This window comes from Legionella feeleii, assembly GCF_001467625.1.
Classification (GTDB): Bacteria; Pseudomonadota; Gammaproteobacteria; order Legionellales; family Legionellaceae; genus Tatlockia; species Tatlockia feeleii.
In genome coordinates this window covers 119,814-142,988 of the sequence record NZ_LNYB01000031.1, presented here as the reverse complement: position 1 = coordinate 142,988, position 23,175 = coordinate 119,814, and the positions used below count along the sequence as shown (strand labels likewise).

Sequence of the window (23,175 nt, the reverse complement as noted above, 5' to 3'; positions counted from 1 at the left end):
GATATGACCGTTGTGACTCCATTTTTATCTCGTCCATTGCTCTCGCTGCCATTGCTATTTGGGCATAATTAAATGGTGATTGAACCTAATTACCCGTAAGATTGCCAAAAAAATTGGGTGGCATGCTCAATATCAGCCTAGCCAATTAGAAGAGGGAAATTTAGTTTATGTACTGACAAAAGAAGAACTTCATATTCCCAAAGTCAACGAGGGTCATCTTAATTTATCTTTACATGCAAACCCTCTTTTAGTGTTAAGTCATCACACGGATCTGGCAAAAATTACCAGTATTGATCTTGGTTTGGCTTATCTGAAGGAAGGAGAGGTTACTCAATTACTTAAATTGGTCCCTCAACTTAAAACAATACAAATTTCAGGCTTGGAAACATGGAAGGGGGAATTAGAAAACAGTATCAAAACCCATGGTCTTGAAATGATTATTTCTGCTGATTCGAAGGCCTATGTTGATACTGAATTAGATCCTAAACAATGGGAATTAAAAAAATTCACTTCAAAATTTTATAAGCAACATGCGGGAATGCTTACCTTTTTTAATAAGGGTATTGCCAGTTTGGAAAAAGAAGCTGGTGCTGCAGAATATAAGCCTGATAAACAAGAATCACCCCAAGACTATCTTGCACGCATAGAAGTTCGAGCTAACAAAGGGGATGATATAGCAAGTTATATACTGGCAAAAAAACTGTCAGAAGAGATAACAAATTTTCAAAATTTGCAAAAAAGTTTTAAATATTGGTCTGTCTTATATGAAAAAGGATATCCTGTTCTTTTTGAACTAGAGAAAGTTCACCATCTTCTGGAAAAGGCAAATCCATTACAGGATCTTTATGCCAAATTGAATGAGACATTTTCTAAATTTAAGCCAAATGGCTGATGAGATGACTATGAAATTTTTTTGTAAGAAATGCGGTATTCGTGTGACTCCAAAAATAGAAATAGTGAAGCAGTTGAGTAGTTCGCCTATTCAAATTTACTTTTGCAGTCAATGTAATGAACGATTATTGCAGTTAGGGGGACGTCCTAATTTGTGGGTTGGAATTTGGGAATTTGCCCTGTTTGATTTACTACGAGTCATTTATTTTGAAATGAAGCGATTCTTGTGTCGTTGGAAATCTAAATAACTGCCTCTTTGTAAATAGTCTTATTCTAGCTTTTCCTCCTGTCAGTTATACTCTCGGCATTGATGCCACCAGGAGAGTAAATGCCTTTTAATCTTATAACGGATTGGTTAGCCCAGGAAGCTAACGCCGGCTCAGTATGTCCTGACAGAGCTGTTTTATCGACGGTGACTTCTGCGGGTATTCCGCATAGCCGTGTGGTAGCAATTAAAGCGATTGAGGAGGAGAGTGAGAGCGTTTTATTTTTTACACAGCGGGGAACAAGAAAGTTTATCGAGTTAACGGAGAATCCACAGGTTTCAATGACTTTTTGGTTTGCAATGCAGCAGCGACAGATTATCCTGGAAGGAGTTGCCAAGCCGCTTTCTTTACAAGAAAATGAAATTTACTGGCGAGCTCTTCCACGCGAACGCCAATTACGTTTTTCTACCTATGCGTCTACCTCAGGTAAGGCTATCGATTCCCTTGTTGAGTTAGACAAAAAACTTGCAGTACTTAAACAACAATATCAAGATGTCCCATCGCTCCCCATGAGTGAATTTTATAGTGGATTTCGTGTATTCCCTGACACGATGTATTTTTATACCTTAGGCTCAGAATCATTTTCTGAAATGATAAACTATGTGAAAAATACAAGTGGTTGGAGTCAACAATTGCTTTCACCTTAGGCGGGAGAGCGAAGGTTAATTAAAGGGACGAGGTATCGCTTTTTATAAATTGGAAACTACAAATTCTGCAGGCTGAATCCCTGCTAATTCTTTTTTACAATGAAGGGGAGTAACGCCCAGTTATCTTTTGTGCAAAAACAATACAATAAGTCTATAATTTATGAAACGAACAAGGAAGAGCTGACCAAGTTCAACAGAGAACACATGGAAAAAGGATTAGTCAGATGAAAACCTTCGCTCTATTGATTCTCTTTTTATCTTCTTTTCAAGCAGAAGCTGTCACTGCTTGTAGATGTACTTGCGACTTGTCGGATAGAAGGCTCTGTGCCAGTACAATCTTTCTTGACCAGCCTTGTCCCGGGATATGCCCCTCGCAGAACCCTGCAGCACCACCAATGGGGAATACAGCCTGCCCTACATCAAAAGTCTTTAATGCCAACAAGAATACTTATGAGTGGGTAGCTATTTGTCCTGATTAGAGGGGGAGTTATTCTCCAGCGTAGCGACACTCATTTTTAGCCATCTCGGTGCAGATTTGTATACAGTTATCATCCTTTGAGTCCGGGCACCTGACTCCAGTGCATCGCTCTACGCTTTGTTGTACACAAAGATTCTGATCGAATTGTTGTTGCTGGATCTGTACTTCAGGAATATCTTCGGCTTGAACAGAAGTGAATGATAGTAATAACAGTAAGCTGACGATAAATTTATTCATGATATGATTTTCCTTTGCCATATCTTTCAACTTAGCATAGAAGAATAATGTACGCTATATCTATCGACTGTAATGGTCTAAATACCAAGGAAACCGAATGAAGACTATCTTTTTACTGATTGGCTCCAATATCTTTATGACATTTGCCTGGTATGGTCATTTAAAAAATCTTAATGATAAACCCTTATATCTGGCTATTTTAGTAAGCTGGGCTATCGCATTTTTTGAGTATACCTTGCAAGTGCCTGCGAATCGCTTGGGCTATAAAGAATTCAATTTAGGGCAACTGAAAATATTACAAGAAATTATTACAATGAGTGTATTTGTAGTATTTGCCTATTTCTACATGAATAAACCGTTGGGAGTTAATTTCCTGTATGCAAGCCTATGTATGGTGGGAGCAGCCTATTTTATTTTTAAAAATTAATAGAGTACATCAAAAGCTCTGTTTGACCATGTTCCGGGATCTGAGTGATGTCTGTAAAAATTGATTTGCGCTAATGAAAAGTCTCTATAAGGATATTGTATGCAACAACTCATAATCTTTGCATTGAGTAATTTTACCCTGACACTATTTATTCTAAGTGTCCTGTTTGCCGCGTTTGCACTTACATTAAAATCCAGGTTGAAGAAGGCGGAAGTTATTGACGTTCTTTTTTCTTATTTTCTGTTGTTTAACGTCGGCATTAGCTATTTATATAATTTTGTCATGCATGTTTTTTTAGGTGATATGGCAGCCCAATTCATTGGTTGGGCGCAAAGCCCCTTTCAACTTGAGGTGGGTTTTGCCAGCCTGGGCTTTGCTGTTATTGGTATCATTAGTTTTTCGAGCAAGCTCGGTTTTCGTGCGGCGACAGTGATTGCTCCTGCCATGTTTTTATGGGGGGCAGCAGGGGGGCATATTTACCAAATGCTCATTGCCGATAATTATGCGCCCGGAAATGCTGGTATTATTTTTTGGACCGATATTTTCATGCCAATCCTTGGTTTTATCCTGCTTTGGTTACAATATAAAAATCCTCCCCTATCGGCTCGATAGTCATCGACGTCAGGGGGACGATTGGGGCTGTGAAAAATAAATTCAGACTATCCAGGCATTTTTTTGAATAAACAATAACAATTCAATATGTTCATAATGTTTACTTAATTTTCCGTTGTTACCATTGCGATTTTTTAAATCAAAATGGTTTGTCATGGGTAAATCTATATTTTTTCTAAACACAGCAACACTTGAAAATGCTGATCTGTTAAACATTCTAAATTTGGCTGAAATTAATAATGGAATGAATTTCACTGCCGAGATTGCCAAGGCATCTCCAGGAGCCGCTAAACTACTTAGAATGGCCAAGGTATACTATGAGAGAGATGGCGTATGTTTTACCTTTGATAAATTTATTGTCAAACCCACTAATACCAGCAAAAAGGTGGAAGATATTCCTGCGGTTAGAAATGAGATTCGCTTTGTCTATGATGAGGTCCAGACAACATGGTATCTTGTAACAGTAGCAACGGATGGTCAGCGATTTCAAAAAAAAGTTAATCAACTGACTGTTCAAGATGCCAGGCAACCTTATCTGGCTGGATTAAAGTTGGCTGAGCTAAAGACACTTCTTAATAAAGCAAGCTTAACTACGAGTGAGTGGAACCAAATCAAATCAGATTGTTTTGTGCATCCTAATCCTTTACATGCTATGGCAGAGTTATTAAGAACCACTTTGGATAAGCCCAAAAGCCTTTCCGCTGCTCAGGAAACTAGAGAGATACGTGCTTATTTTCAAGATAAAATTAAAAAACAGGGAATCACCTTAATTATTTACTCAAATGCCTTAAATGCGGATGCTTGTGGTAAAGCAGAAAGCGATTATGTAAAAATTAGTGCGGAGCGAGCAATTAAGCCTCATCAGCAATTGCGAGTACTGTATATAGGCGGGGGGCATGGTTGGCCTAAACAGGCCTGGGATGGACAGGGAATGTTGTCAGCATTAAAGGCAAAAGATGTAGAGGAAATATGCCTCGCTTTAGAAGCAAAAAACGTACGCGTTCATGGTGTAATTGTTTTAGGCAGTTGCTTTAGTGCTTCTTATGCCCATCAATTCTCTTTCTTGCTGACTCCACATAGCGTGATGCTGTCTTCAAGTTTATCGCAGGCAGGAGATAATTTCTTTAAAAATGCAGTAACCGTCGCCAGCCTCGAAAACCGGTTGAGTTTTTTTAGTGTCATTCCAAATCATCCAAAACCAAGCCCAACAGGGTTATGTATCACTTATAAAGACAAACACATTGGGCTTAAACTATATGCTAAAAAGACGGGTTTACCAGCAACCTCAGCTTATGATGAATATGCTAAAAATAATAACATCGTTACCTATCTTAAAAGTAAAAAGCTTAACAGTGAGTTTAGTGACTCTTTACACGATTGTAATGAAAAAAGTCAAAAAATGAAGTTTAATGAGTATTCCAAGGCTGCTTTAAAACGTCAGGAATCATGGAGCCTACTGACAAAATTTTCTTTATTTGCATTAGGGGGAGTGGTCATAGGAACAACAGGTTATTTTGCAATAAAATATAGAAATAGTCGTAATGGATAAGTTAAAACAGCTCTATAACCGGATTAGTAAAACCTAATCCGGTTATAGGGATCACTATCCCGTTTGAGGGTATTAAACATGCCCCTGAAAGAGAAAGAAGCCGTGTGCCATCAGGACAATACCAATGATTCCGGCTATAATTGCCACGGCGTAATATCCCGATCCTGAATACACTTTATGCGTCAGGTTTACCATAAATTCTGGGAAAGATAACCAAAGTATCGATTTAATTAACAAGCACCAGGCAAAAATAGTAATTAATACTTCTGATTCCCAAATCCAAAGGTTATGCACAAGGACGAGAATGATACCAAGAATTAACCCCAGGGTTGCTGCTACGACAATAGCGGAACTTCCTACCTTGACGTGAGTTAACAAGTCTTGATAATACCTCGCACGAGCTAACATAATAATGGCAATAATTACCAGGTAAAGCCCAACAGCTTGCGCCAGAAATAAGGTATGTAATGATTCGTGCATGGTAAACTCCTTTTAATAGATCGCTATACTAAGTTTAGTATAAAAAAGAGGGTCTTAAATCGCGGGATCGGGTTTGATAGGGTGCTTTTTATAGATAGATTGCATGAGGAAATTGGAAAGGATTCTTAGAGGTGTTCTCGAAGATAGGTGCTGTTGTTATCGTCCTTAGTAAGAGCATTAGCTCGTTAAAGACGAGCTAATGCAACTGCTCTAGAATGCCAGTGTTTCAATTGTTTTATTAGCATACTCTTCACGGGCTTCAGCGTTCATGTATGAATGTTGAAGTTCGTGGACATAAGGGGTCTCTGAAGAGGACATCCGGCCATTAATAGTTTTTCTGTTCTCATGGAAAAATAGTAGGGGTTTTGGTTCACTGGCAATTATTTTCTCAATGGCTATATCCATTTCAGACCGTAGCTCAGGAAGTTTGGTTTTAATTTTTTCGAGGCCCGCTGTTAGTTGTTCCTCAAATAAACCTGCTTTTTTCGGTACCAAATTACGCTCAAGAACGAACTCATTACCGCTCTGGAAAGTATCAGTTTTCACTGAAGCCGCCCCACAACGTTTAACTTGTGCTGTTTTGAGGGCCCGCGCAATAATATCGAAGAAAGCCTTTTTATTTGCAGTAAAATCGTTCTCTCCTAGTAACGAACGTAGGCATCCCAGCTCCCTCTTACAGGTTTTAGCCGCATTTTCCAGATCTTGAGTGAGTGGCTTTTGGGCAAAAAAAGTTTTATAACCCACTTCATACCAGCGACTTTTTCGTTGATTATCGCCATCCAGATATTGGAACCCTTCTGTAAATGCATCAATGACCTCTTTTACTGAAGGCATGATTTTATATCTCCCCGGTAAAAAATGGCTATCATAGCTTAAAAAGAAAGGAAATTCTTGCTGCCCTGACGGCAGGATAGAGAGCAGATTGAGATTAAATGAAATAATTCAATAAGATGGGTTTTGATTCTGGTGCGGCATTTTTTTTTGCAGACTGTTCTTTATTAGCTATTATCTCATTTAAATAGAGTAACTGAGCTCATAAAGATAAATGAAAATCCCGGGGAATATCGGTTGGCGAAAAACCAGCTCGGTAAGAAAAGGTTTCACAAATATGGGTCACAATAATATAAGTTGATTGTTTGTCTTTTTTCTCCAATTCCCACGTATGACTTAAATCGGCAATCAATTGTTGGCTGTAGGGCGCAGGGGATTGCCAGGTTCTCGCATACCAACTGCCCTTTGTTTCAATAATGACTTTATTTCCCTGCATATGGCTTTTTTGTAATTCACAATCAAATTTCTGATCGAAATAAATCAGTTTACCAATTTGGTGATCAGCAAAACCCGCGATGCCTTTAAAAACAATGTTACTGCCACGAAGTGTGATAAGGAGATTGTCTGCATCGACAATTGGTAAAAAGGCAGTAATGGGTGCCCGTGAAGCATTGAGATGGTTAAATTGTTTAATGATGTTAAAAGCTTCATTAGTAATAGTCTTATTCATTCTTTATCCATTTTTTACTGGGCCCCTCCGACCCTACAGAAACACAATGCAGCACTCTAAGTAAAGCAAACCAATAAAAGTATTTCATTACTCTACAGACTTTTGATAGTAGTGAAAAGCATATTTTTTGAGCATATTTAATGAGGAATAAATAATACGATAACTTCCGTCAATAAGATGGTTATCTTTTGTAATAATTCATGCGTCTTAATAAAATATTAATCTCTGTGTGCTAAAAGTTATCAAAGAGAGTTGATGTGCCAAAGAGTCAGGAATGCCAAAGTTATATACCAAAAAACGGGTTAATTTTAGTCCCATAGATTCATCCGATATTCCACGCTATCAGTATCACCATACTTTGCGTCAAGCAATTGAATTATCGGCTACGAGCTATTCTTACCAGGAAGGCCGCGACGGGAAACCCTATCAATGGGACAATATTGTGCCAGAGGTGGCCTTGGTTATTCTGCAGGATGCTGAAAAAAGTGGTGTGTGGATAGAACAAGAGGTGATTGAACAACTGGGCTCTGCGGACGTGTTTAATGCGGCCGCCTTAGACTCTGTATTAGATACGCTTAATAATAATCCTGATTATTCGCTGTTCACGCAAAAATTAGCTTTACGCATCACTGGCAAACAGTTGACTCAATTGACTCACGAAGAATTAGAATTAGCAGGTATTACCACCGTTGAGCAATTTGACAAGGCTTATAGTGCTTTCTTACTTGAGCAGGATAAATTAACCAAAAACTTTCCTAATTTTGAAAAAGTTAAGGACAGCGATGACTATAATCAATTGCTTGATTTCGTGGTTAATAACCCTTTGTATGATAAATTTTTAAAATCCTTCACAACAACCCTGGCCAACGAATTCAATAGAAATAGAGCGACGGTCGATCAAGTCCAAGCCCCCCAAGAGATTAGCAAACAAACATTACTTCATTTTTTTACCGCTATTAGCTGCGATCTGCGGTTAAAAGCCCCTCCTTCGGGAGTATTGGAAAAAAATACTTTATACCTCGAGATCATTGATGATCTGCTCTATTATACTGTGATAGCCCCTGATGGTGAGAAAGTTACAGCTTCATTTCGCTGGGAACAATTAAGCCTTCATCTTGATAAAAATACTTCCGAAGACGAGTTGCGAGAAGCTTTACCCTTGATTCTGAGAATAACAGCACAGAGAGGGCACACATCTACTATGGCGTTTCATAGTACGGCCTCATTAAAGGCTCAAGGAATTGAATATTTAGCTGGTGATACACACCATGATTTATTTCTATCACATCTACCTGCAGTCGATTTGGTTAAAGATGAAGCCAATAAATTTTGTATCTACCAATGGTTGCAGCAGGGTAATTTACCCAGATTAAAAAGTCATATCGCTGAAGGTGCTTGTCTCCGCTATTTTAGCAGTTTGGAACGTTTTGCTCACCAAGCCAAAGAACCCTTTACAACAGATGAAGAATTTATAAAGCAAGTTGATTCAGTTTCTCTTTTAATGAGAGAGATTGTTGAATTAATTGCATCATTAGATACGAATCCCAATGAAACAGATAACGAGTTAGATGAAAAATTACTTAAGCTGGTTGGGCATTTAAGCTGGCTAAAAGAATATTATGGTAATACGCCATTAATAAAATCGGGTGAAAGTTTTCCAAGTACAGAAGGAAATTTTGACGATTTTGTTAGAAAAATGATTTTCAATTCAACGAACGATAAAGTGGTTCGGTATGTTATCGATCCAATGGATTCTTCTGACTCCTTGCGGCTCAATTTGGTTGATTTAGTCAATGCGCTTGTTAATGGGAGTTCCAGTGTCCAGGTTCGCCAGGTAAGTAATAAAAAAATGATAAGGATCTTGGGGGGGGACCAAGGAAATATACCGCCTTTAACCGTATTTCGGGAGCAAATGAAAGAGCATGTTTCTACCCAGTTAAAGAGTAATACTCATCATTATTATACTGTTCGTAGTTATGAAAATGATCAGTTAGAGCTGAATGAAGCCCCCATGTCTTTTCGTGGGGGAAATTTAACCAATACCTTAGAAGAGACAAGGGCCTTTGCCAAAAAAATTACGCGTAGCGGTGAATTTTCTGCTGACAGTCATTTACTTATTGGACAAGAGAATAACATCAAGAAACATGAGGTACGTTCGGCAACGGCTGCCAATTCATTGGCGGCTACCGGTGTTGATGGAACACGTTCGGCAACTGATAAACTCGATGTGGCAATTCAATATGGTGGCGATAGGGACGTTAAGATCATTTATATATTACGCGGTAAAGAAGCGTTTCATTCGCATTCTTATTTAGATCCTCTGGGTAAAAATAAAATGAGCGAAATTGCTTTTACGCACGTTAATCCCAGCGACTATGTAATGACGATTATTTACGATAGAAATAATACGATTCTTGATGTGATTCCGGGGAATCTGACTGGTGAAATTCATGGTGTTAATGACTTCACCAGAAAAGTACTGGAAGCAGGTATGCAATTTTATAATGTCAAACACAATCCTAATTACGCTGGTTCTGTTAAATTGCCTAATCCTGCAGAGCAGCTTAAAACGCCAACGATTCATTTGCATAAAAAGAAATCACTGATAGATATCATTCAATCCCACAAAAGTGAAACCCGTCCAAAAAAGGATAAACCCACTAAACACCTAAGTAGTGTAAGAATAAGACGTGGTGTGACGATTGATGGTTATAAACATTTATCACTGGATACACTTCGCGAGGAAGTGCAGGCAACTGATCGATGGGATAAAACGTGGACTTTCCCTACGAAACCATTCAACCCTCTTTCTGCGAGTTTAACTGAGGTTAGAGCGGAAGCGCAGCGACATTACAACATGAGGCATGTTTTAACACTTAAAGACTTTACCGGTTGGAGTGAGCGTGAAAGAAAACTGCAAGAAGCTCATAATCGTATCTTGCAGCCTGGCTTTATGGCCGGTGATATCGATACCCAATTAGCGCATGCACAAGTTGCCAGGGAAGCATGGTTAACGGATGTGTTAGTCCCAAAGATGCAAACAGCGCTTTTGCTGCATATTGCTGCGAGGTTAATTACTGACTACCGTGTAGATGTTGAGGATCTCAACCAAATAGCTCAAAAATTACAGCTTTTAATTTATGATAAACACACTTCGGAACTTATGGAGTATGAGCATCAGATAATGAGGGCCCTGGATATTGGTGATGAGTCTGGCCAATATCAGGAATGCATGAAAAAGGCAAAAGCCAGAATGACAACCATCTACCCCATGCTCGAAGAGGATAGCTACGAGTACTACAATAAATTCACGTCTTGTTTTGAAATGGAGAAGAATAAGTTAAGAAAACAATCAATCAATAAAGCGATGACAGAGTTTCTTGATAAGTATCTGGATGTTTATACTGAGCAGAATGGACTTAAGAAAAAGACGGTCTATCCACTCGCAGATAATCATGACTTTGTCTTTTTAGGGCCTGCAGCCAGCGGTAAAAGTACCATTTCCAGCCAGTATATTAATCGGGAAGATCGTAAGGATTATGTTTCACTGGCTACGGACGATTATCGTGGTGTCTTTTTGCCTTTTACAGAGGGGTTTGAAGACCAGGAGATTGAACAGGTTTTTATTCGAACCCAAGACAGTGCTTTTCTTATTAGCGAAATAGTTGAAGACCGGATGAAGGCAAAAACGGTAGAAAGAGCTAATGTTATTGTAGATGGTGTAACTTATAAGCCGTCTCACCGGGAACTGGTGGAAAAAAATAATAATTCTATTGTCGTTTGTGCTTGTCTTGATGATATGAGTTTGGTTGTCAGGCGCTCCTATGAACGGGCAATGCAGGAAGATGCTGGCTCAGCTGATAAAGGCCGGCATGTTAACACCAGCAGTTTGATCAACATGCACAAAACAGCCAGTTTGAATCTAATAAGATATTGTACCCCTAATTCTACTATCAGGTTTTATGACACCAATATTCCCAAGGGGACAGTGCCGCCATTAATTGCGACTGTTGATACCCATGGCACGAAAACGTTGACCATTAGCGAAGAAAAAGGTGCTTTAGTCAGATTGGCTTCTTTCTTTAATAAAGCGCGTGTTAATATCGGTGCAAAGAGCGATGACAGCCTATTTTTCAAAAAATTAAAAAAAGCGGAGTTTCAGGTTGATTCGTTATTCGCCGCCATGAATTTTGGCTATCAAATTGTACTCAATGGTGAAAATCAAAAACCTTGTTTAACAGTAAAAAAAGAAACAGATGGGCAGATTGTTATGGAAGTGAACGATGTTGATGCGCTGAAGAAAAAAATGTCAGATTCGACCGAAATGGAAAAGGAATTGTTGGCAACAGTTATAATCTATGGGCATTATGGTAGCCTTAAAGAAGTTCATAAACAACGGCTATTACATGATATCAGTGCAGATAGGATGGCAGAAAAATTCCTTGCCTCTTTACCTGAGCAAGCTGTTTGCGACTTCCACCCAGAATCCAAGCGGAAATGATGGATAGGGCATGTAAAGGCCAGATTTGATAAATTCAAGACGCGTGTTGTCTGCATTGGAGAAAATGCTGTGGAAGAAATACTGGAAAGAATGACAGACTTTATCGATGAGGTGCATAAGTCGTTAAATAGCACCGCAGATGTTAAAGAAAGAATCAAGCGCCTGGAAGTTTTTGATTCGCTATTACTTTTAGCAACCTATACTTCCGCAGCAGAACTTGATAAGGCGTTGTCTAGGAGTCTCCCCTTGGAAGAGGATAACCCTGGCTTAACATATCTCTGTAAACAATTACGAGAGATCAATGGGCTTTGTACCTTTTCCTTTAATGACAGCCATGACATCTACCGCGCTCTTTTCACCAATATTCAATTTAATAATTTTGATGAGAAAGAGCGTTTGCGTAAAGAACTTAGCCGACAACTTACAGAATTAATTTTTGAGAAAACAAATACGGAGATACCGTCCAATAGCCTTAGGTTTTAAGGACTACTGACCTTTCTTTTCGCTTGGGGCGCTTATGGCTTGATTCCCTGCGTTCGTTGCGGCGCTTGAATATCATGCTATAAGTACGCCGTCGTCTGGATGAAGGTAGAAGCCCTAATCCAGGCCTTTAAACTACGAGTATATTCAGATAGTTAGTCAACCCCTATATATACAGCACACTCTTCAGGGGTTTTGTATATTTCAAAGTCAGTGATATAGGTTCTTCTGAATGGTCTTATTGATGAAAAATATTGCCATACTTCTTGCCAGGTTTTGATGATTGCCTGAGGCATGGGCCCCCGATTTTCGAAGACGAGGTAATTGCCTGTCTCGATAGTAACGGAATTAAATTCAGGTAAAAGCAGTTTACTCTTCATTTCTATCCCTGCAGTAACTGTGTAGGATCCTGTAAAGTCTGCTTCATAATTCGAGTAGACTCCAAATAGGGGTAAATCGCTCTGTTCTTGCAGAAATTTTTTGACGATATCCTGATTATAAAATTGTTCCCATAGTTTAGGTAATTTAGCCTGCTGGGGATCGAATTCGTAATCATTTTTTGTTCTTACGCTTAGTCCCGAAACAATAAAATTTTGCACGTGGGTTAAATACGGTTCTTTGTCAGACATAACATTTTCCTTAATAACTATTAATTAACAGGAGCTGGGAGATAACAGTAATCAGCCCGAAATTCATGATGGTTAAAACTTAAAGGGTAAGTTTTAACCGATGGTTCAAGTCCGGCAAATATGGCAGAATCCAGCGTCTTTAACCTAGTTTAGATGACGGTGCTGTCAAATTCTGTCAGTAGTAAACAGGTTGATAAATAAACATAATAGATAGAGGGCAAGATGATAAGGCTTGGCATTATTGGCTGTGGCGATATTGTAAATTGTTATAAAGGATTTTCCAGCGAGTCACTTAGGGCAAAGGGGCTTGAAGTGACGGCCTTAGTCGATGTCAATCTGGAGAGGGCAAGGAAAATGGCAAATTATTTTGCCAATCCTCTCCTGGCAACCTCCCTCGATGAACAAGTGATTGCCGCTACAGATGCAATCCTCATTGCGGCACCGAATCATTTACATCATTATTATGGCAAACGTTGTTTGGAAGCAGGCAAGCATGTGTTGATGGAGAAGCCTTTGGCTCTCACACAAATTGAGTGCGAAGAATTAATCGCTATCAGTAAAAGAATGAATCTCGTTCTAATGGTTGCTTTATGCATGCGTTTTCATCCCTTATTGCAACAATTTAAATCGTTGTTAGACAAGCAACAGTGTGGGGACTTATTTCAATTGTCTATTTGGACTGAACAGCATACGGAATTTCCACAGGATCACTGGCATAATCAACAAGAAACCTTAGGTGGTGGACAGCTGTTCAGTCATGGCTGTCATTATATCGATTTATTGATGTGGTTCTTGGGGCAACCGGTTGAAGGTTTTTTTCTGGGTACAAACAAGGAAACCCCCTGGATGGAAAAAGAAGGCACAACCAATGTTTGCTTAAAATTCCCCGATAACTCGTTAGGTTATTATTTTGGTACCTGGGGGGCGCGTGGCACTCGTAATGATTATTTAATGCAAGCTCATGGTTCAAAGGGGATGTTGGAGGCTGACTTTAATAAATCAGCGATTACACTCTACTCCAAGGGCAGTACAAAAGATACAAAGCAATTTTATACCGGTTTTACTAAAGAGGAGCTGTTGTTTAAAGGAGAGGTGGATATTAGTGAAATGTATCACAACGAAATGCTTCATTTTTTAACCTGCATAACAACTAATCAAAAACCTTTAACCGATGCGACAGTAGCTTTACAAAGTATGCAACTTATATGGCGGTTATATCAAAATGGCTCCCTACAATCAGGCAGGGAACACACCTGAATGGATTTAAATAATTATCTAGGTTGTGTTTTATACGTGGAATCCAGTTACTCTCCTTTACCAAGATGCGCCCACAGCGGTTACTTTGATTGGTTTGAAAATGGTATTTTTAGCGACAAAACAAGCCAGCCATTGAATAACAATTGATTTTTCAACCAGGAAACTTGAACTGATTAACGGCCAACACCGCCCACGCCACCTGGTCCGCCATTGCCTGCACCTAATCCGCCACCGCCATAATCATCTTCCGTTGTTACCGGCTTTTTTTGGTTCCAAGAGCAGCTGTTGAGGAGGCTTGATAGGCCAAATAAAGTTAATAAAGTAAGCAGGACACACATCCTTGTTTTTCTCATCTGAGCTCCCTATAAATCAATTTAACCTATCAACTGTTGTCAATAGTATGCACTACCTGAGGGGTAGTCACTAGTTTTCTAGCTATTTCAGGATATAACAATACTTTTTTTGATATTAAATGACTTTTTACGGACAAAAAATGGCTTTTTCAACAGAAAGCCTGCTGCGAGCGACAGCAGTATCAGTACCTGTGGGCGTCTGGTGAGACAACTATCAATAGTAAATCACGCCTTTGGAACTAGATCTAATTAAATACATTGTGAAATAAAAATGAAATTAATGTTCATAATTAATAATTTATTAAGGTTGGTGAAATATAATGACACCTGTTTTGTTATTAACCGGAAATTAGTCTTAAGCAGGCAATCATCCAACACATTGATGGAATTAGGAAGGTAAGGAAAGGCCGCAGTTATTGCCTCTAGTCTATTCTCCCCTAAAAAGTGGGGATATTATGCCTTTTCGTATAGATGTTCCATCCCCTAATGGTGAGTGTCATCAAGCGCCAACTCAAGCTTATCAGGATTACCTGGACGATGTAGAAAAATACGGTAATATTTTTGGCCCGTTTAAGGGTGATATGTATACGCCGGCTAGTCTATATCTTTCCGTCACTCGTCAAAGTATCACCTGGTCAATGGTTGCTCCACTTGAATATGATTATACTTCACAGAAATGGCGTAATGAGGTCTATAGCACAGCAGGTTTGGGACATCGTGAAATCTCTGAAGGTTGTGTAGGCTATTATCGTGGTACCAATTCATTACACGTAAAACGACAACATCAGACAGCTAATGAAGCTGCTCACAACCACAATCACTATCGTTTTAATACTGATGTGACTCCAGAGCTTCTTGCACAACATTTGAGAAATTTTGTTAAACATGATAAAGCGTCTACTCATAATGGTTCAAGTTTAGCTGGCGTACCAAAATTTCTAACTTCAATCGATGCTGAAAGGATCATTGAAGCGTATACTCTCTGCTATCAAGAAGAAGTACGTACTGGTTTGAAAAAAGAACTTGAGGACGATCCTTATTACCAATACACCAAAGAAGATAGAGATGAATTGCGTGAAGGGCTAGAAATAGAAGGTACCTGCCGAGATATGAGTAAGAGCTTGGAACATACTATGGTGGGATTAAGATATGACCGTGCCGAGGAGCGTCAACATAAAGACACGCCTCTCTCTGTACTTCATTCACGGCAAATTTATGCGGAAAGGTCTAAAAAATTGGAAGCTATACGCGCGGAGCGTGAAGCTTTTGCGAAGGAATTTTATGCTGAAAAGGTTGATGTTGATATTCAAGATGCGCCCCGGCAAACAAGCGCTTCAACATCAGAAGTGTTTTCCCCTGAAACGGTCAAACAATTGAAAAAGAGTAGTTTGGCTGGATTTTTTAATAAGAAACCACTTGAAAAACCTGTAGCATCAGTAATGTCTCAGGGCGTGGCTTCGCAAGGGAATTCGGGAGCTTTTGCAACAGAGACTGTCAGCACCCTGAAAAAGAGTAAATTGGCCGGATTTTTTAACCGTCCAGGCGCTTCTCTGGGTGATGTACCAGATACATTCCAATCCACTGTTGAGGAATTGGCGAGAGAAGATGATACTAATGTACAGTTACCAGTTCTTGAGCGGTCTAATGATGATAACCCTAGCCATCAAGGAACCAAGGGCATGACTGAAACTGTTACTATATACAGTTAATTGCTAATCTCCTTGCCGGGTAAACCGGCAAGGACTTTCTGATCACTCAAATTAGAGGCCTAACCAACGGATAAACTGATCAGTTGTCCGTAAGTGAACAGAGGATTTTTCCTCAAAATCAACAGTATAATTTTTAACTGGTTCAGTAATGTTGGTCGAATCAATATGTGGCCTGACCTCTTTTATTCTGCCTAAGGGCACAATTTTCATTTCAGTGACATAATAACCGCGTTGCATCTTAACTTCAGGAACTACAAAATAAATAAAACTCAAGCTATCTTTGTCATTGCTGGAGACCAGATTTTTAAACTCAGTATTACTCAAGGCAATGTATTCCATATTCTCAATTTGACGCCGCAGCATGCGTTCCAAGGGCGGTTTGGTATGGAATATCCGTTCGTAATGATCGGCAGCCATGACGGCAATTGCTTCATTATTTTTACTCAGGCCAGCAAAAAGTACGGCTTCGCGCTGTTCTGTAGGTGGTTTCTCTTCTGACTCAAATTTGTATGAACTTTGTAAAGGAGAAAAATGATGGCAATTTAAAAATTTTGATTTTAAAAACCAATCATCACTCGGATAATAAATCACGAATAATGAATTATCTTTTATGGTATTGATAATCGGTGTTGTAAGGTGTACAGGAAGGGCAGGACATCCCCAACTTCGACCCGCTCTGCCATATTTTTTTATGAAATTTTCATCCATATACCAGCCGCCATGCATCACAATAGAGCGATTCGACGCATTATCATTAAAGCCCCTATCCAGGCCATCTAATCGCAATGATAAGCCTTCACGGCCGTAATAGGCTTGGTCAGTCGTATAAACACCGATGCTGCTGGCCTTACTATCGTATTTGTTGGAAAAATAGTTGGACAATAAGGTTCCCGATTTAATGCCGTGGGACACATAAGTATAAAATAGTAATTCCTCGCTGTTTAAATCAAATACCCACAAACGCTTTTCGCTGGAAGGCAGAGAATAATCAATAATCGTTAAGATATTATTGTGTGCGACATTATATTCTTTGGCGCAAGTCAGGGTAGCCAGTACTTTATCAATAACCATTGTATTTAAGTTTGGCGCTTTTTTACGTAACATTTCTTCAATTTTAGTTTCATTAAAAGATTTAATAGTGGCTCTGGGGACATATTTATTACTCACCAGTGTCATGATCCCCTCAATGACATTATTCCTGTTGATTAGGTCATTGCTTAAAGGCAGGTTTGACGTTGGTAAGGAGAAACAAGTCGTAGTGACTGCGAATAGCAGTAATAGCTTCTTTCTCATATGATTTCCTTGAGTTGGATTATTTAATTATTATTTTTCCTATCAATTAATATAGCCCATATTTGCATAAAAGATCGGCAAACGTGATGTTCCACTCCTTTCTAAATAGTGATTTTAATTTTTAGTTTGGTTATTTGTTGGTTATTCGGTATATCAGGCTTCTTTCGAAATTCGCTGAGTGAAAGGACTGCAAAGAGAAACAGGGGAGTGTACAAGCCAGCCAAAGAGGATTTGAGCACCATACAGAGAATGCTCAATGCAATGGAATTTTGGAAAAATCTATTAAAAATCAAGAAATAGGAACTCAAATAAGGATTAAGCAATGATTAAGTTCCATTTTCTATTGAGACTTGGTGGGGCTATTGACATACTTGGTTATACTTTGATGCTTAATCTCATCGTGCAGTAAGGTAGCCAGGTCGTGATAAATCGCTGTTTTTAGTAATTCCCATGTGTAAATAGAGTCCTTCGATTTAAAGAAAGATGGTTTTGAATCATTATCGTTCTGAGATTTTTTAAATGTTACCAAGTGCTCAACAAGAACATCAAATTCGAGGAATTTAATTTCTTTCTGTACACTAGCTTGGAAAGCCAAAAGAATGACATTGGTATCCTCTTTTAAAAGAAAAGTAGAGTCCTTAAAAAATAAGGCGTGACCTCTCATTATTTGATCAAGAGCAGTTAATAAAAATTTTATTTTATCAATTAATTGGGGAATGCTATCAAAACTGTCTTTGTAAAGTGCCAGTTTATTGGTTTCTACTTGATAATCATAGTTACCTGATGAATTACGATCTGTAGCATAATAAGGAGCGTTTTCTTGGCTTGTGGGAGTGGTTGAGTCGACTAAATAGATAGCCACACTCTTGGGAATTCTGCCTTGGATACCTGGATCATAAATTAGATCCCCTTGTTTTAATAGGATAGGGTGTGCTGCTCCACCTACAAAAATAGGTAGTATATCGTCCCCACAGTATTCTTTAATGAAATTAGCGAAGGTTTCATTTGTTTTAATGATTCTATCTGGGCTTCTTTGAAATTTTTCCATCTCTCTAAGGGTTTCCATGGGAATTTGGCCTTTGAGCTTGTAAAAAGGATTGCTAGCCTTGTTTTCTGCACCTAAAACGGGGATACCGGCATTTGTAACGGCCAAGAAAAAAATGAAAGAATCAATAGTTTTTTCTTGCATTGCTTGAACATGTTTTAAAGGATTATTTGAGCCTTTCTGTGCTTTGCCAAGTGCTCGTTTAAAATCAGGGTTTGAATCTTGGTTAAGATGTTCGAAAATTAAAACCACTCTTTTTTTGGAGCGGGATAAGACATCTAAATTGGCAAGAATAGCTTGCCAGGTAGGACTGTTATCATGTATTTCTCCTAATAAAATAGTAGAAATTTCCTCCCGGTTCGCTTTATTGATTAAGCTGGTCAGTATTTCTCTGAAGGTAGGCTTCTTATCGTTGCTTAGTTGATCCAGAATCGCTGTGGGGCCAATCATCGTATAATCTCTTTTATTTAGCAGTTTCTGCACGCAAATAATGATTATATTTTGAACATAAATATCAAAATATGCAAGGTTTAAAGCATTAAGCTGAGGTGATATTCGGTTCGCAAGAGACTTCTGATTTCTTTTATGATTAAATTCCGTTGCTAAGTCGATTTACTAAAAAGGAAGAAAATGATGGATACACCAAAGATCGGCGAATTTTGTTGGAATGAATTGGCTACACCAAATGTGAAGGCAGCAAAAGATTTCTATGGCAAAGTGCTTGGATGGGAGTTTACTGACCACGACATGGGAGATATGACTTACACCATGATTAAATGTGGTGGCGGCAAGGAGTTTGGCGGGATCTGGCAAATTCCTAATGATAAAAAAAATGAGATTCCACCACATTGGATGGGCTATATTTTAGTCGATGATGTTGACAGTATCTTAACCAAAGCAAAAAATGCGGGGGCTACAGTCAAAATGCCTGTCACGCCAGCAGGGGATTTGGGACGTTTTGCCATTATTGTTGATCCCACCGGCGCTCATATTGCGTTTTGGCAATCATTGAAATAATAAATTGACTTAAGACTGATAGACCAGCCAATGAGGTAAGCACACTTCTTATCCTGTTCAGCCTCGAGGCTGGTTTTGCGTTCCCCCTTCGAAACCTGTTCATGGCAATAACGGCGATCTTCAGATTTTGAGAATTTTTTATTTAAGCGCTATCAATCACGAAGGCAAAAAATGAACCTGTATCGAAATCCAATTGAGTCGCATTAATCTGGATCCCCGTGACTAAGAAACTCCGTCAGCTCTTGGTCTGAATAGGTAATTCTTGGCGGTGCGCCAGCTTTCCCCACACTCTAAGGCTAGTTCGCCAGGGCTGCAATCCTGGGTTCGTCGCAAACCCAGGATCGGAGGGAGCTGTTAAATTTATTTGGTTTTTTCAATGGTAATAGTCCAGCCAGGACCTGCACCGATATGGTGTTTTTTGGCGAAAGACTCTTGGTTGGACGCCAGTGACAAATTAAGCAAGCTATTTAAATAAAGTAAATCAGCGTATTTTTGGGTTTCGCCAAAGGTATTATGTAAAGAGATGACGCCAGAATATTGTTTAACTTTATTATGATAAATGGTTACCCGATAAGGTTCATTGGCTTTAAGACCAAAAGTTTCCATCAGTTTCTTATCAATGTTAGTCCAGACATTCCCATACTGAGCATCAAGAATAACAATTGTCCCGTGCAAAGCATTGTTTTCAATAGTCGCTTTTTGGTAGGGCAGTTTGATGATTGGTTCTTTCAGTACAGGACCAACTTCAGCGAATGAAATCTTGCCTGCAGCCAATTTGGCCGCAGTATAGGCATACACATCTCGGCCATAAAAAGTGTAAGAGGTGGTAGAACCTTTTAAACGATTTTTTGCTTCGTCGATGGTTCTCACTTCCTTAATCCCATAAGCATCATCAATGAGGGTTAGAGTGCCATTATCGGGGGTGACAAAATATTGACCATTTTTTGTCAAGGCGACAACGGAGCGTCGCGTTGTACCTACTCCAGGATCAACGACGCTAACGAATACGGTTGCCTGGGGCCAATAGGGGGCTGTCTGATAAAGACGGTAGGAGGCTTCCCAAATGTTATAAGCCGGGATTTCATTGGTTAAATCGGAAACGATCAGGGAACGATCGACAGAGTAGATGACGCCTTTTACTTCGCTGACAGCACCATCTTTAATGCCAAAATCACTTTGGAAGACAACAATACCTGGTTCGGCGAAAGCGGTAGAAGTGAGCAAAAAAAATAGAAATAACAATTTAAAACCATGCGCAATTATTTTGTTCATTTTGAGAAAACCTTCTATCAATGATTGAAACAAAGCTGATCCTGACAGGTTAAATACCGGTCGTGATAATAGTCAATAAATACTAACATCAGTGCTAGCTTTCGCCAATTTCCTTGTAATCTTTTTCACCAAAAATAGCGGACGGGTAAGTATAATATTTAAATTCAATGAGATTATTACTTGGATCTTTCAGAAAAAAACTTTGATGTTCAATTCTTGTATTGGAAAAGCGTGTTTTAAGGGGTACTTCATAATTAATTTGTTTGGCGTTTATACGTTGAATAAAAGCATCAAATTCGGTTTTTTCTGTAAAAATTAAACCAAAATGCCTTGGATAGATACTTTGTTGTGGTGGGAGGGGCAGATCGATTTTATGGGCCACAATTTGATGCGAACCAAATTGGATGATCACGGCATGGTCTGACTCCCGGCCTAGTTCGAAACCAAGTTGCTCGTGGTAAAAAATTTTTGCCAGGTTGAAATCATGGATAGGAAAGGCAAGGTGGAAGAGAGTATTCATTAATTAGTAACCAAGGTGAATTTGAACTATTTTAAACACAACATAGGATTAGGTAGAACTAATTTTTTAAAATCAGGTGAGGGGGTTGCCAAAGTAGCGACGGGTACTATATCTTTTTCGTGTTCATCCATCTAACTAATGATCAAGGGTGTTTAATGTTGGCAATCATTCAAGCCCAACCTCGATATTTGGGAACTATTTATTCTCTGATAAGGGAACTCGCTAAACATGAGGGAATCCTGGATAAGATTCAAATTACTGAGCAGCAATTGGGGGAGTTGTTATTTGGTGTTAATCCTTATCATTTTGTTGCTGTTGCCCTAGTTAATGGAAATGTGGTTGGGATAGCCATGTACAACATCACTTACCACAATATTTGTTTTAATGCTGTCCCTGGCATTTATCTGGAAAATCTTTTTGTTTCACCGGAATTCCGGGGACAAGGTATTGGTAAAGCGCTATTAACTTACGTTGCTGGGGAAGCAAAAGCCAAAAATTGTTCGCGTGTTGAATGGTGGGTAAAGCGGAATAATAGTGCAGCAAGTCATTTCTATAAAAGCATGGGTGCTATTGAACTTGCTGATTTGGCCATTTATAAATGCGAAAAAACCTGCATTGATAAACTGACAGAAAATCATGAATAAGCAAACGTCGTCTATCAAGGCTTTATGGGCTGGTGTGTTGGGTACCTCCTTGCAATGGTATGATTTTGCTCTTTTCGGGTATTTTGCACCTATTATAGCCGCTACCTATTTTCCCAATGACAATCGTTATGCGGCGCTTCTTAGTGCCTTTGGTGTCTTTGCCGTAGGCTACCTTTTGGCACCGCTGGGGGCAATTTTTTTCGGTTATGTGGGCGATCGTTATGGCAGAAAAAAGGCACTAACCTTTAGTATTCTGGCGATGGCAATACCGACAGCAATGATTGCTATAATCCCCGGTTATCATCTAATTGGTTTGGCAGCCCCTCTTTTAATTACGTTATTTCGCATGCTGCAGGGGTTTGTTGCCAGTGCTGAATTTACCGGCTCGGCTATTTTTCTGGTTGAACATGCCCAAGCTGGCAAAAAGGCATTTTATGGCTGCTTAACCAGTTCAGCCTACAGTATCGGTATGATTTTGGCAGGCTTGGCTGCGTCTTTTTTTACTGCTTCATTTATGCCTGAATGGGCTTGGCGTTTAGGTTTTGCAGTCGCATTACTAGCTGGAATCCTTGTTTTCTTTTTACGAATATATGTTAATGAAACCCCGGAGTATACTCATCTTAAAGAAAACCAAAAGCCAAAACGTCCTTTTTTAACCGCTCTAAAAGAAATGCCTTTCACCATGCTTGGCATTATAGGTATTGCCTGGTTAGTTAGTATTATGACGTTTGGTACTTATGTTTTTACTGCCAGTTACCTCCATAGTTATTTTCATTTGTCGTTGAGTCAGGTGACGTTGATTATTACCATCTCGTTGGCAGTAGACGCCTCTCTGGAGCCTTTTATTGCCCTTATAGCCGATAAAATCGGTCATTTAAAGATTATTATTACGGGTATGATTTGCATGATGTTGCTAAGCTTCCCTGTGTTCCATCTCCTGATTTCTGGTGAGATTGTCAATATTACTAAAGCGCTGGTTTTGATGTCAGTTTTAATTGCTATCAGCTATGCGCCGCTGAATGCTTATATGGTTTCTTTATTCCCTCAGCAATATCGTTACAGTGGTTTTGGGACCGCTTTTAATCTCGGCATTTCAATTTTTGGGGGGACAACGCCACTTGTGATGATGTGGTTAGTTGAAAAAACAGGTTATCTTATTGCTCCCGCTGCTTATTATATTTTTGGTACTATAATCGGTTTGGTTTCATTGGTTATTTGTGAAAAAGGCCGATGCAGAGCGCCCAATTTACCGCTGCTAAGACTTTCTTTAGGTGATGCAGGAGCCAGGCAAACTGTCCTTCAGAGTCAAAAATAGCAGCAATGGTTACTATTTTTTATTTGCAATAGAAAATTTATTGTTCTTATTT

The 23,175-nt window shown here is 39.1% G+C and carries 23 protein-coding genes; 13 read left to right on the top strand and 10 right to left on the bottom strand.

Annotation, left to right across the window (positions count from 1 at the left end; genetic code table 11):
• Positions 1-79: 79 nt before the first annotated feature.
• The 3 genes from Lfee_RS05780 (at position 80) to Lfee_RS05770 (ending at position 1,804) form a co-directional block, all read left to right on the top strand.
• Entirely contained in the window at positions 80-892 is an 813-nt protein-coding gene (locus tag Lfee_RS05780; protein WP_058444792.1) for a hypothetical protein, read from the top strand.
• 10 nt (positions 893-902) lie between these two features.
• Positions 903-1,139, top strand: a complete 237-nt coding sequence (locus Lfee_RS05775; RefSeq protein WP_146751374.1) for a hypothetical protein — start codon at positions 903-905, stop codon at positions 1,137-1,139.
• Between the two features lie 80 nt (positions 1,140-1,219).
• Positions 1,220-1,804: a pyridoxine/pyridoxamine 5'-phosphate oxidase gene (locus Lfee_RS05770; protein WP_058444788.1), complete on the top strand. Its 585-nt coding sequence runs from the start codon at positions 1,220-1,222 to the stop codon at positions 1,802-1,804.
• A 265-nt stretch (positions 1,805-2,069) separates the two neighbouring features.
• Here Lfee_RS05770 and Lfee_RS17390 read toward each other — a convergent pair whose 3' ends face one another.
• The gene (locus tag Lfee_RS17390; protein ID WP_156413362.1) at positions 2,070-2,243 is read right to left on the bottom strand and encodes a hypothetical protein; all 174 of its coding nucleotides are present in this window, start codon (positions 2,241-2,243) and stop codon (positions 2,070-2,072) included.
• A 373-nt stretch (positions 2,244-2,616) separates the two neighbouring features.
• Between Lfee_RS17390 and Lfee_RS05760 the strand changes: the two genes are divergently transcribed.
• From Lfee_RS05760 to Lfee_RS05750, 3 genes are all read left to right on the top strand, one after another.
• Positions 2,617-2,946, top strand: coding sequence for a DMT family protein (locus tag Lfee_RS05760; protein WP_058444784.1), 330 nt, complete (start codon positions 2,617-2,619; stop codon positions 2,944-2,946).
• A 99-nt stretch (positions 2,947-3,045) separates the two neighbouring features.
• On the top strand, positions 3,046-3,558 hold the full coding sequence (locus Lfee_RS05755) for a DUF6790 family protein (RefSeq protein WP_058444782.1): 513 nt from the start codon (positions 3,046-3,048) through the stop codon (positions 3,556-3,558).
• Positions 3,559-3,712: 154 nt separating this feature from the next.
• The gene (locus tag Lfee_RS05750; protein WP_058444780.1) at positions 3,713-5,107 is read left to right on the top strand and encodes a hypothetical protein; all 1,395 of its coding nucleotides are present in this window, start codon (positions 3,713-3,715) and stop codon (positions 5,105-5,107) included.
• 72 nt (positions 5,108-5,179) lie between these two features.
• Here Lfee_RS05750 and Lfee_RS05745 read toward each other — a convergent pair whose 3' ends face one another.
• The 3 genes from Lfee_RS05745 to Lfee_RS05735 all read right to left on the bottom strand — a co-directional run bounded on the left by Lfee_RS05745 (position 5,180) and on the right by Lfee_RS05735 (position 7,088).
• Positions 5,180-5,587, bottom strand: a complete 408-nt coding sequence (locus Lfee_RS05745; RefSeq protein ID WP_058444778.1) for a hypothetical protein — start codon at positions 5,585-5,587, stop codon at positions 5,180-5,182.
• 210 nt (positions 5,588-5,797) lie between these two features.
• Entirely contained in the window at positions 5,798-6,421 is a 624-nt protein-coding gene (locus Lfee_RS05740; RefSeq protein WP_058444776.1) for a hypothetical protein, read from the bottom strand.
• Positions 6,422-6,620: 199 nt separating this feature from the next.
• Positions 6,621-7,088 (bottom strand): hypothetical protein, encoded by a 468-nt coding sequence (locus Lfee_RS05735; protein ID WP_058444774.1) that lies wholly within the window; start codon positions 7,086-7,088, stop codon positions 6,621-6,623.
• Positions 7,089-7,362: 274 nt separating this feature from the next.
• On the opposite strand from Lfee_RS05735, the gene Lfee_RS05730 reads away from it, so the two are divergent.
• Together Lfee_RS05730 and Lfee_RS05725 are read left to right on the top strand one after the other, a co-directional pair.
• Positions 7,363-11,589, top strand: coding sequence for an ATP-binding protein (locus tag Lfee_RS05730; protein ID WP_058444772.1), 4,227 nt, complete (start codon positions 7,363-7,365; stop codon positions 11,587-11,589).
• Positions 11,590-11,658: 69 nt separating this feature from the next.
• Positions 11,659-12,072: a hypothetical protein gene (locus Lfee_RS05725; protein WP_058444770.1), complete on the top strand. Its 414-nt coding sequence runs from the start codon at positions 11,659-11,661 to the stop codon at positions 12,070-12,072.
• A gap of 152 nt (positions 12,073-12,224) precedes the next feature.
• On the opposite strand, the gene Lfee_RS05720 is transcribed toward Lfee_RS05725, so the two are convergent.
• Complete coding sequence (locus Lfee_RS05720) at positions 12,225-12,698, bottom strand: GyrI-like domain-containing protein (RefSeq protein WP_058444768.1); 474 nt, start codon at positions 12,696-12,698, stop codon at positions 12,225-12,227.
• Positions 12,699-12,920: 222 nt separating this feature from the next.
• Between Lfee_RS05720 and Lfee_RS05715 the strand changes: the two genes are divergently transcribed.
• Positions 12,921-13,955, top strand: a complete 1,035-nt coding sequence (locus tag Lfee_RS05715) for a Gfo/Idh/MocA family protein (RefSeq protein ID WP_058444766.1) — start codon at positions 12,921-12,923, stop codon at positions 13,953-13,955.
• Between the two features lie 173 nt (positions 13,956-14,128).
• On the opposite strand, the gene Lfee_RS05710 is transcribed toward Lfee_RS05715, so the two are convergent.
• Positions 14,129-14,308 carry a hypothetical protein gene (locus tag Lfee_RS05710; protein WP_058444764.1) on the bottom strand — a complete coding sequence of 60 codons (180 nt, stop codon included), beginning with the start codon at positions 14,306-14,308 and terminating at the stop codon, positions 14,129-14,131.
• Positions 14,309-14,763: 455 nt separating this feature from the next.
• Here Lfee_RS05710 and Lfee_RS05705 point away from each other — a divergent pair, with 455 nt between their 5' ends.
• On the top strand, positions 14,764-16,017 hold the full coding sequence (locus tag Lfee_RS05705) for a hypothetical protein (protein ID WP_058444762.1): 1,254 nt from the start codon (positions 14,764-14,766) through the stop codon (positions 16,015-16,017).
• Positions 16,018-16,068: 51 nt separating this feature from the next.
• On the opposite strand, the gene Lfee_RS05700 is transcribed toward Lfee_RS05705, so the two are convergent.
• Together Lfee_RS05700 and Lfee_RS05695 are read right to left on the bottom strand one after the other, a co-directional pair.
• A complete protein-coding gene (locus Lfee_RS05700) occupies positions 16,069-17,310 on the bottom strand; it encodes a murein L,D-transpeptidase catalytic domain family protein (RefSeq protein ID WP_058444760.1) in 1,242 nt (413 codons plus the stop codon).
• A gap of 340 nt (positions 17,311-17,650) precedes the next feature.
• Complete coding sequence (locus Lfee_RS05695; protein ID WP_058444759.1) at positions 17,651-18,805, bottom strand: hypothetical protein; 1,155 nt, start codon at positions 18,803-18,805, stop codon at positions 17,651-17,653.
• Between the two features lie 183 nt (positions 18,806-18,988).
• Between Lfee_RS05695 and Lfee_RS05690 the strand changes: the two genes are divergently transcribed.
• A complete protein-coding gene (locus Lfee_RS05690) occupies positions 18,989-19,372 on the top strand; it encodes a VOC family protein (RefSeq protein WP_058444757.1) in 384 nt (127 codons plus the stop codon).
• A 360-nt stretch (positions 19,373-19,732) separates the two neighbouring features.
• Here Lfee_RS05690 and Lfee_RS05685 read toward each other — a convergent pair whose 3' ends face one another.
• Positions 19,733-20,644 (bottom strand): SAM hydrolase/SAM-dependent halogenase family protein, encoded by a 912-nt coding sequence (locus tag Lfee_RS05685; RefSeq protein ID WP_058444807.1) that lies wholly within the window; start codon positions 20,642-20,644, stop codon positions 19,733-19,735.
• Between the two features lie 94 nt (positions 20,645-20,738).
• On the bottom strand, positions 20,739-21,164 hold the full coding sequence (locus Lfee_RS05680) for a VOC family protein (protein WP_058444755.1): 426 nt from the start codon (positions 21,162-21,164) through the stop codon (positions 20,739-20,741).
• Positions 21,165-21,319: 155 nt separating this feature from the next.
• Here Lfee_RS05680 and Lfee_RS05675 point away from each other — a divergent pair, with 155 nt between their 5' ends.
• Together Lfee_RS05675 and Lfee_RS05670 are read left to right on the top strand one after the other, a co-directional pair.
• A complete protein-coding gene (locus tag Lfee_RS05675) occupies positions 21,320-21,808 on the top strand; it encodes a GNAT family N-acetyltransferase (RefSeq protein ID WP_058444753.1) in 489 nt (162 codons plus the stop codon).
• A complete protein-coding gene (locus Lfee_RS05670; RefSeq protein WP_058444751.1) occupies positions 21,801-23,123 on the top strand; it encodes an MFS transporter in 1,323 nt (440 codons plus the stop codon). Before Lfee_RS05675 ends, Lfee_RS05670 begins: the two co-directional genes overlap by 8 nt.
• Positions 23,124-23,175: the final 52 nt, after the last annotated feature.

Coding starts and splice junctions, on each gene's coding strand:
- Lfee_RS05775 (WP_146751374.1), top strand. CDS start 903: ATGAAATTTTTTTGTAAGAAATGCGGTATTCGTGTGACTCCAAAAATA.
- Lfee_RS05770 (WP_058444788.1), top strand. CDS start 1,220: ATGCCTTTTAATCTTATAACGGATTGGTTAGCCCAGGAAGCTAACGCC.
- Lfee_RS05760 (WP_058444784.1), top strand. CDS start 2,617: ATGAAGACTATCTTTTTACTGATTGGCTCCAATATCTTTATGACATTT.
- Lfee_RS05755 (WP_058444782.1), top strand. CDS start 3,046: ATGCAACAACTCATAATCTTTGCATTGAGTAATTTTACCCTGACACTA.
- Lfee_RS05750 (WP_058444780.1), top strand. CDS start 3,713: ATGGGTAAATCTATATTTTTTCTAAACACAGCAACACTTGAAAATGCT.
- Lfee_RS05745 (WP_058444778.1), bottom strand. CDS start 5,587: ATGCACGAATCATTACATACCTTATTTCTGGCGCAAGCTGTTGGGCTT.
- Lfee_RS05740 (WP_058444776.1), bottom strand. CDS start 6,421: ATGCCTTCAGTAAAAGAGGTCATTGATGCATTTACAGAAGGGTTCCAA.
- Lfee_RS05735 (WP_058444774.1), bottom strand. CDS start 7,088: ATGAATAAGACTATTACTAATGAAGCTTTTAACATCATTAAACAATTT.
- Lfee_RS05730 (WP_058444772.1), top strand. CDS start 7,363: ATGCCAAAGTTATATACCAAAAAACGGGTTAATTTTAGTCCCATAGAT.
- Lfee_RS05720 (WP_058444768.1), bottom strand. CDS start 12,698: ATGTCTGACAAAGAACCGTATTTAACCCACGTGCAAAATTTTATTGTT.
- Lfee_RS05715 (WP_058444766.1), top strand. CDS start 12,921: ATGATAAGGCTTGGCATTATTGGCTGTGGCGATATTGTAAATTGTTAT.
- Lfee_RS05710 (WP_058444764.1), bottom strand. CDS start 14,308: ATGAGAAAAACAAGGATGTGTGTCCTGCTTACTTTATTAACTTTATTT.
- Lfee_RS05705 (WP_058444762.1), top strand. CDS start 14,764: ATGCCTTTTCGTATAGATGTTCCATCCCCTAATGGTGAGTGTCATCAA.
- Lfee_RS05700 (WP_058444760.1), bottom strand. CDS start 17,310: ATGAGAAAGAAGCTATTACTGCTATTCGCAGTCACTACGACTTGTTTC.
- Lfee_RS05695 (WP_058444759.1), bottom strand. CDS start 18,805: ATGATTGGCCCCACAGCGATTCTGGATCAACTAAGCAACGATAAGAAG.
- Lfee_RS05690 (WP_058444757.1), top strand. CDS start 18,989: ATGGATACACCAAAGATCGGCGAATTTTGTTGGAATGAATTGGCTACA.
- Lfee_RS05685 (WP_058444807.1), bottom strand. CDS start 20,644: ATGAACAAAATAATTGCGCATGGTTTTAAATTGTTATTTCTATTTTTT.
- Lfee_RS05680 (WP_058444755.1), bottom strand. CDS start 21,164: ATGAATACTCTCTTCCACCTTGCCTTTCCTATCCATGATTTCAACCTG.
- Lfee_RS05675 (WP_058444753.1), top strand. CDS start 21,320: ATGTTGGCAATCATTCAAGCCCAACCTCGATATTTGGGAACTATTTAT.
- Lfee_RS05670 (WP_058444751.1), top strand. CDS start 21,801: ATGAATAAGCAAACGTCGTCTATCAAGGCTTTATGGGCTGGTGTGTTG.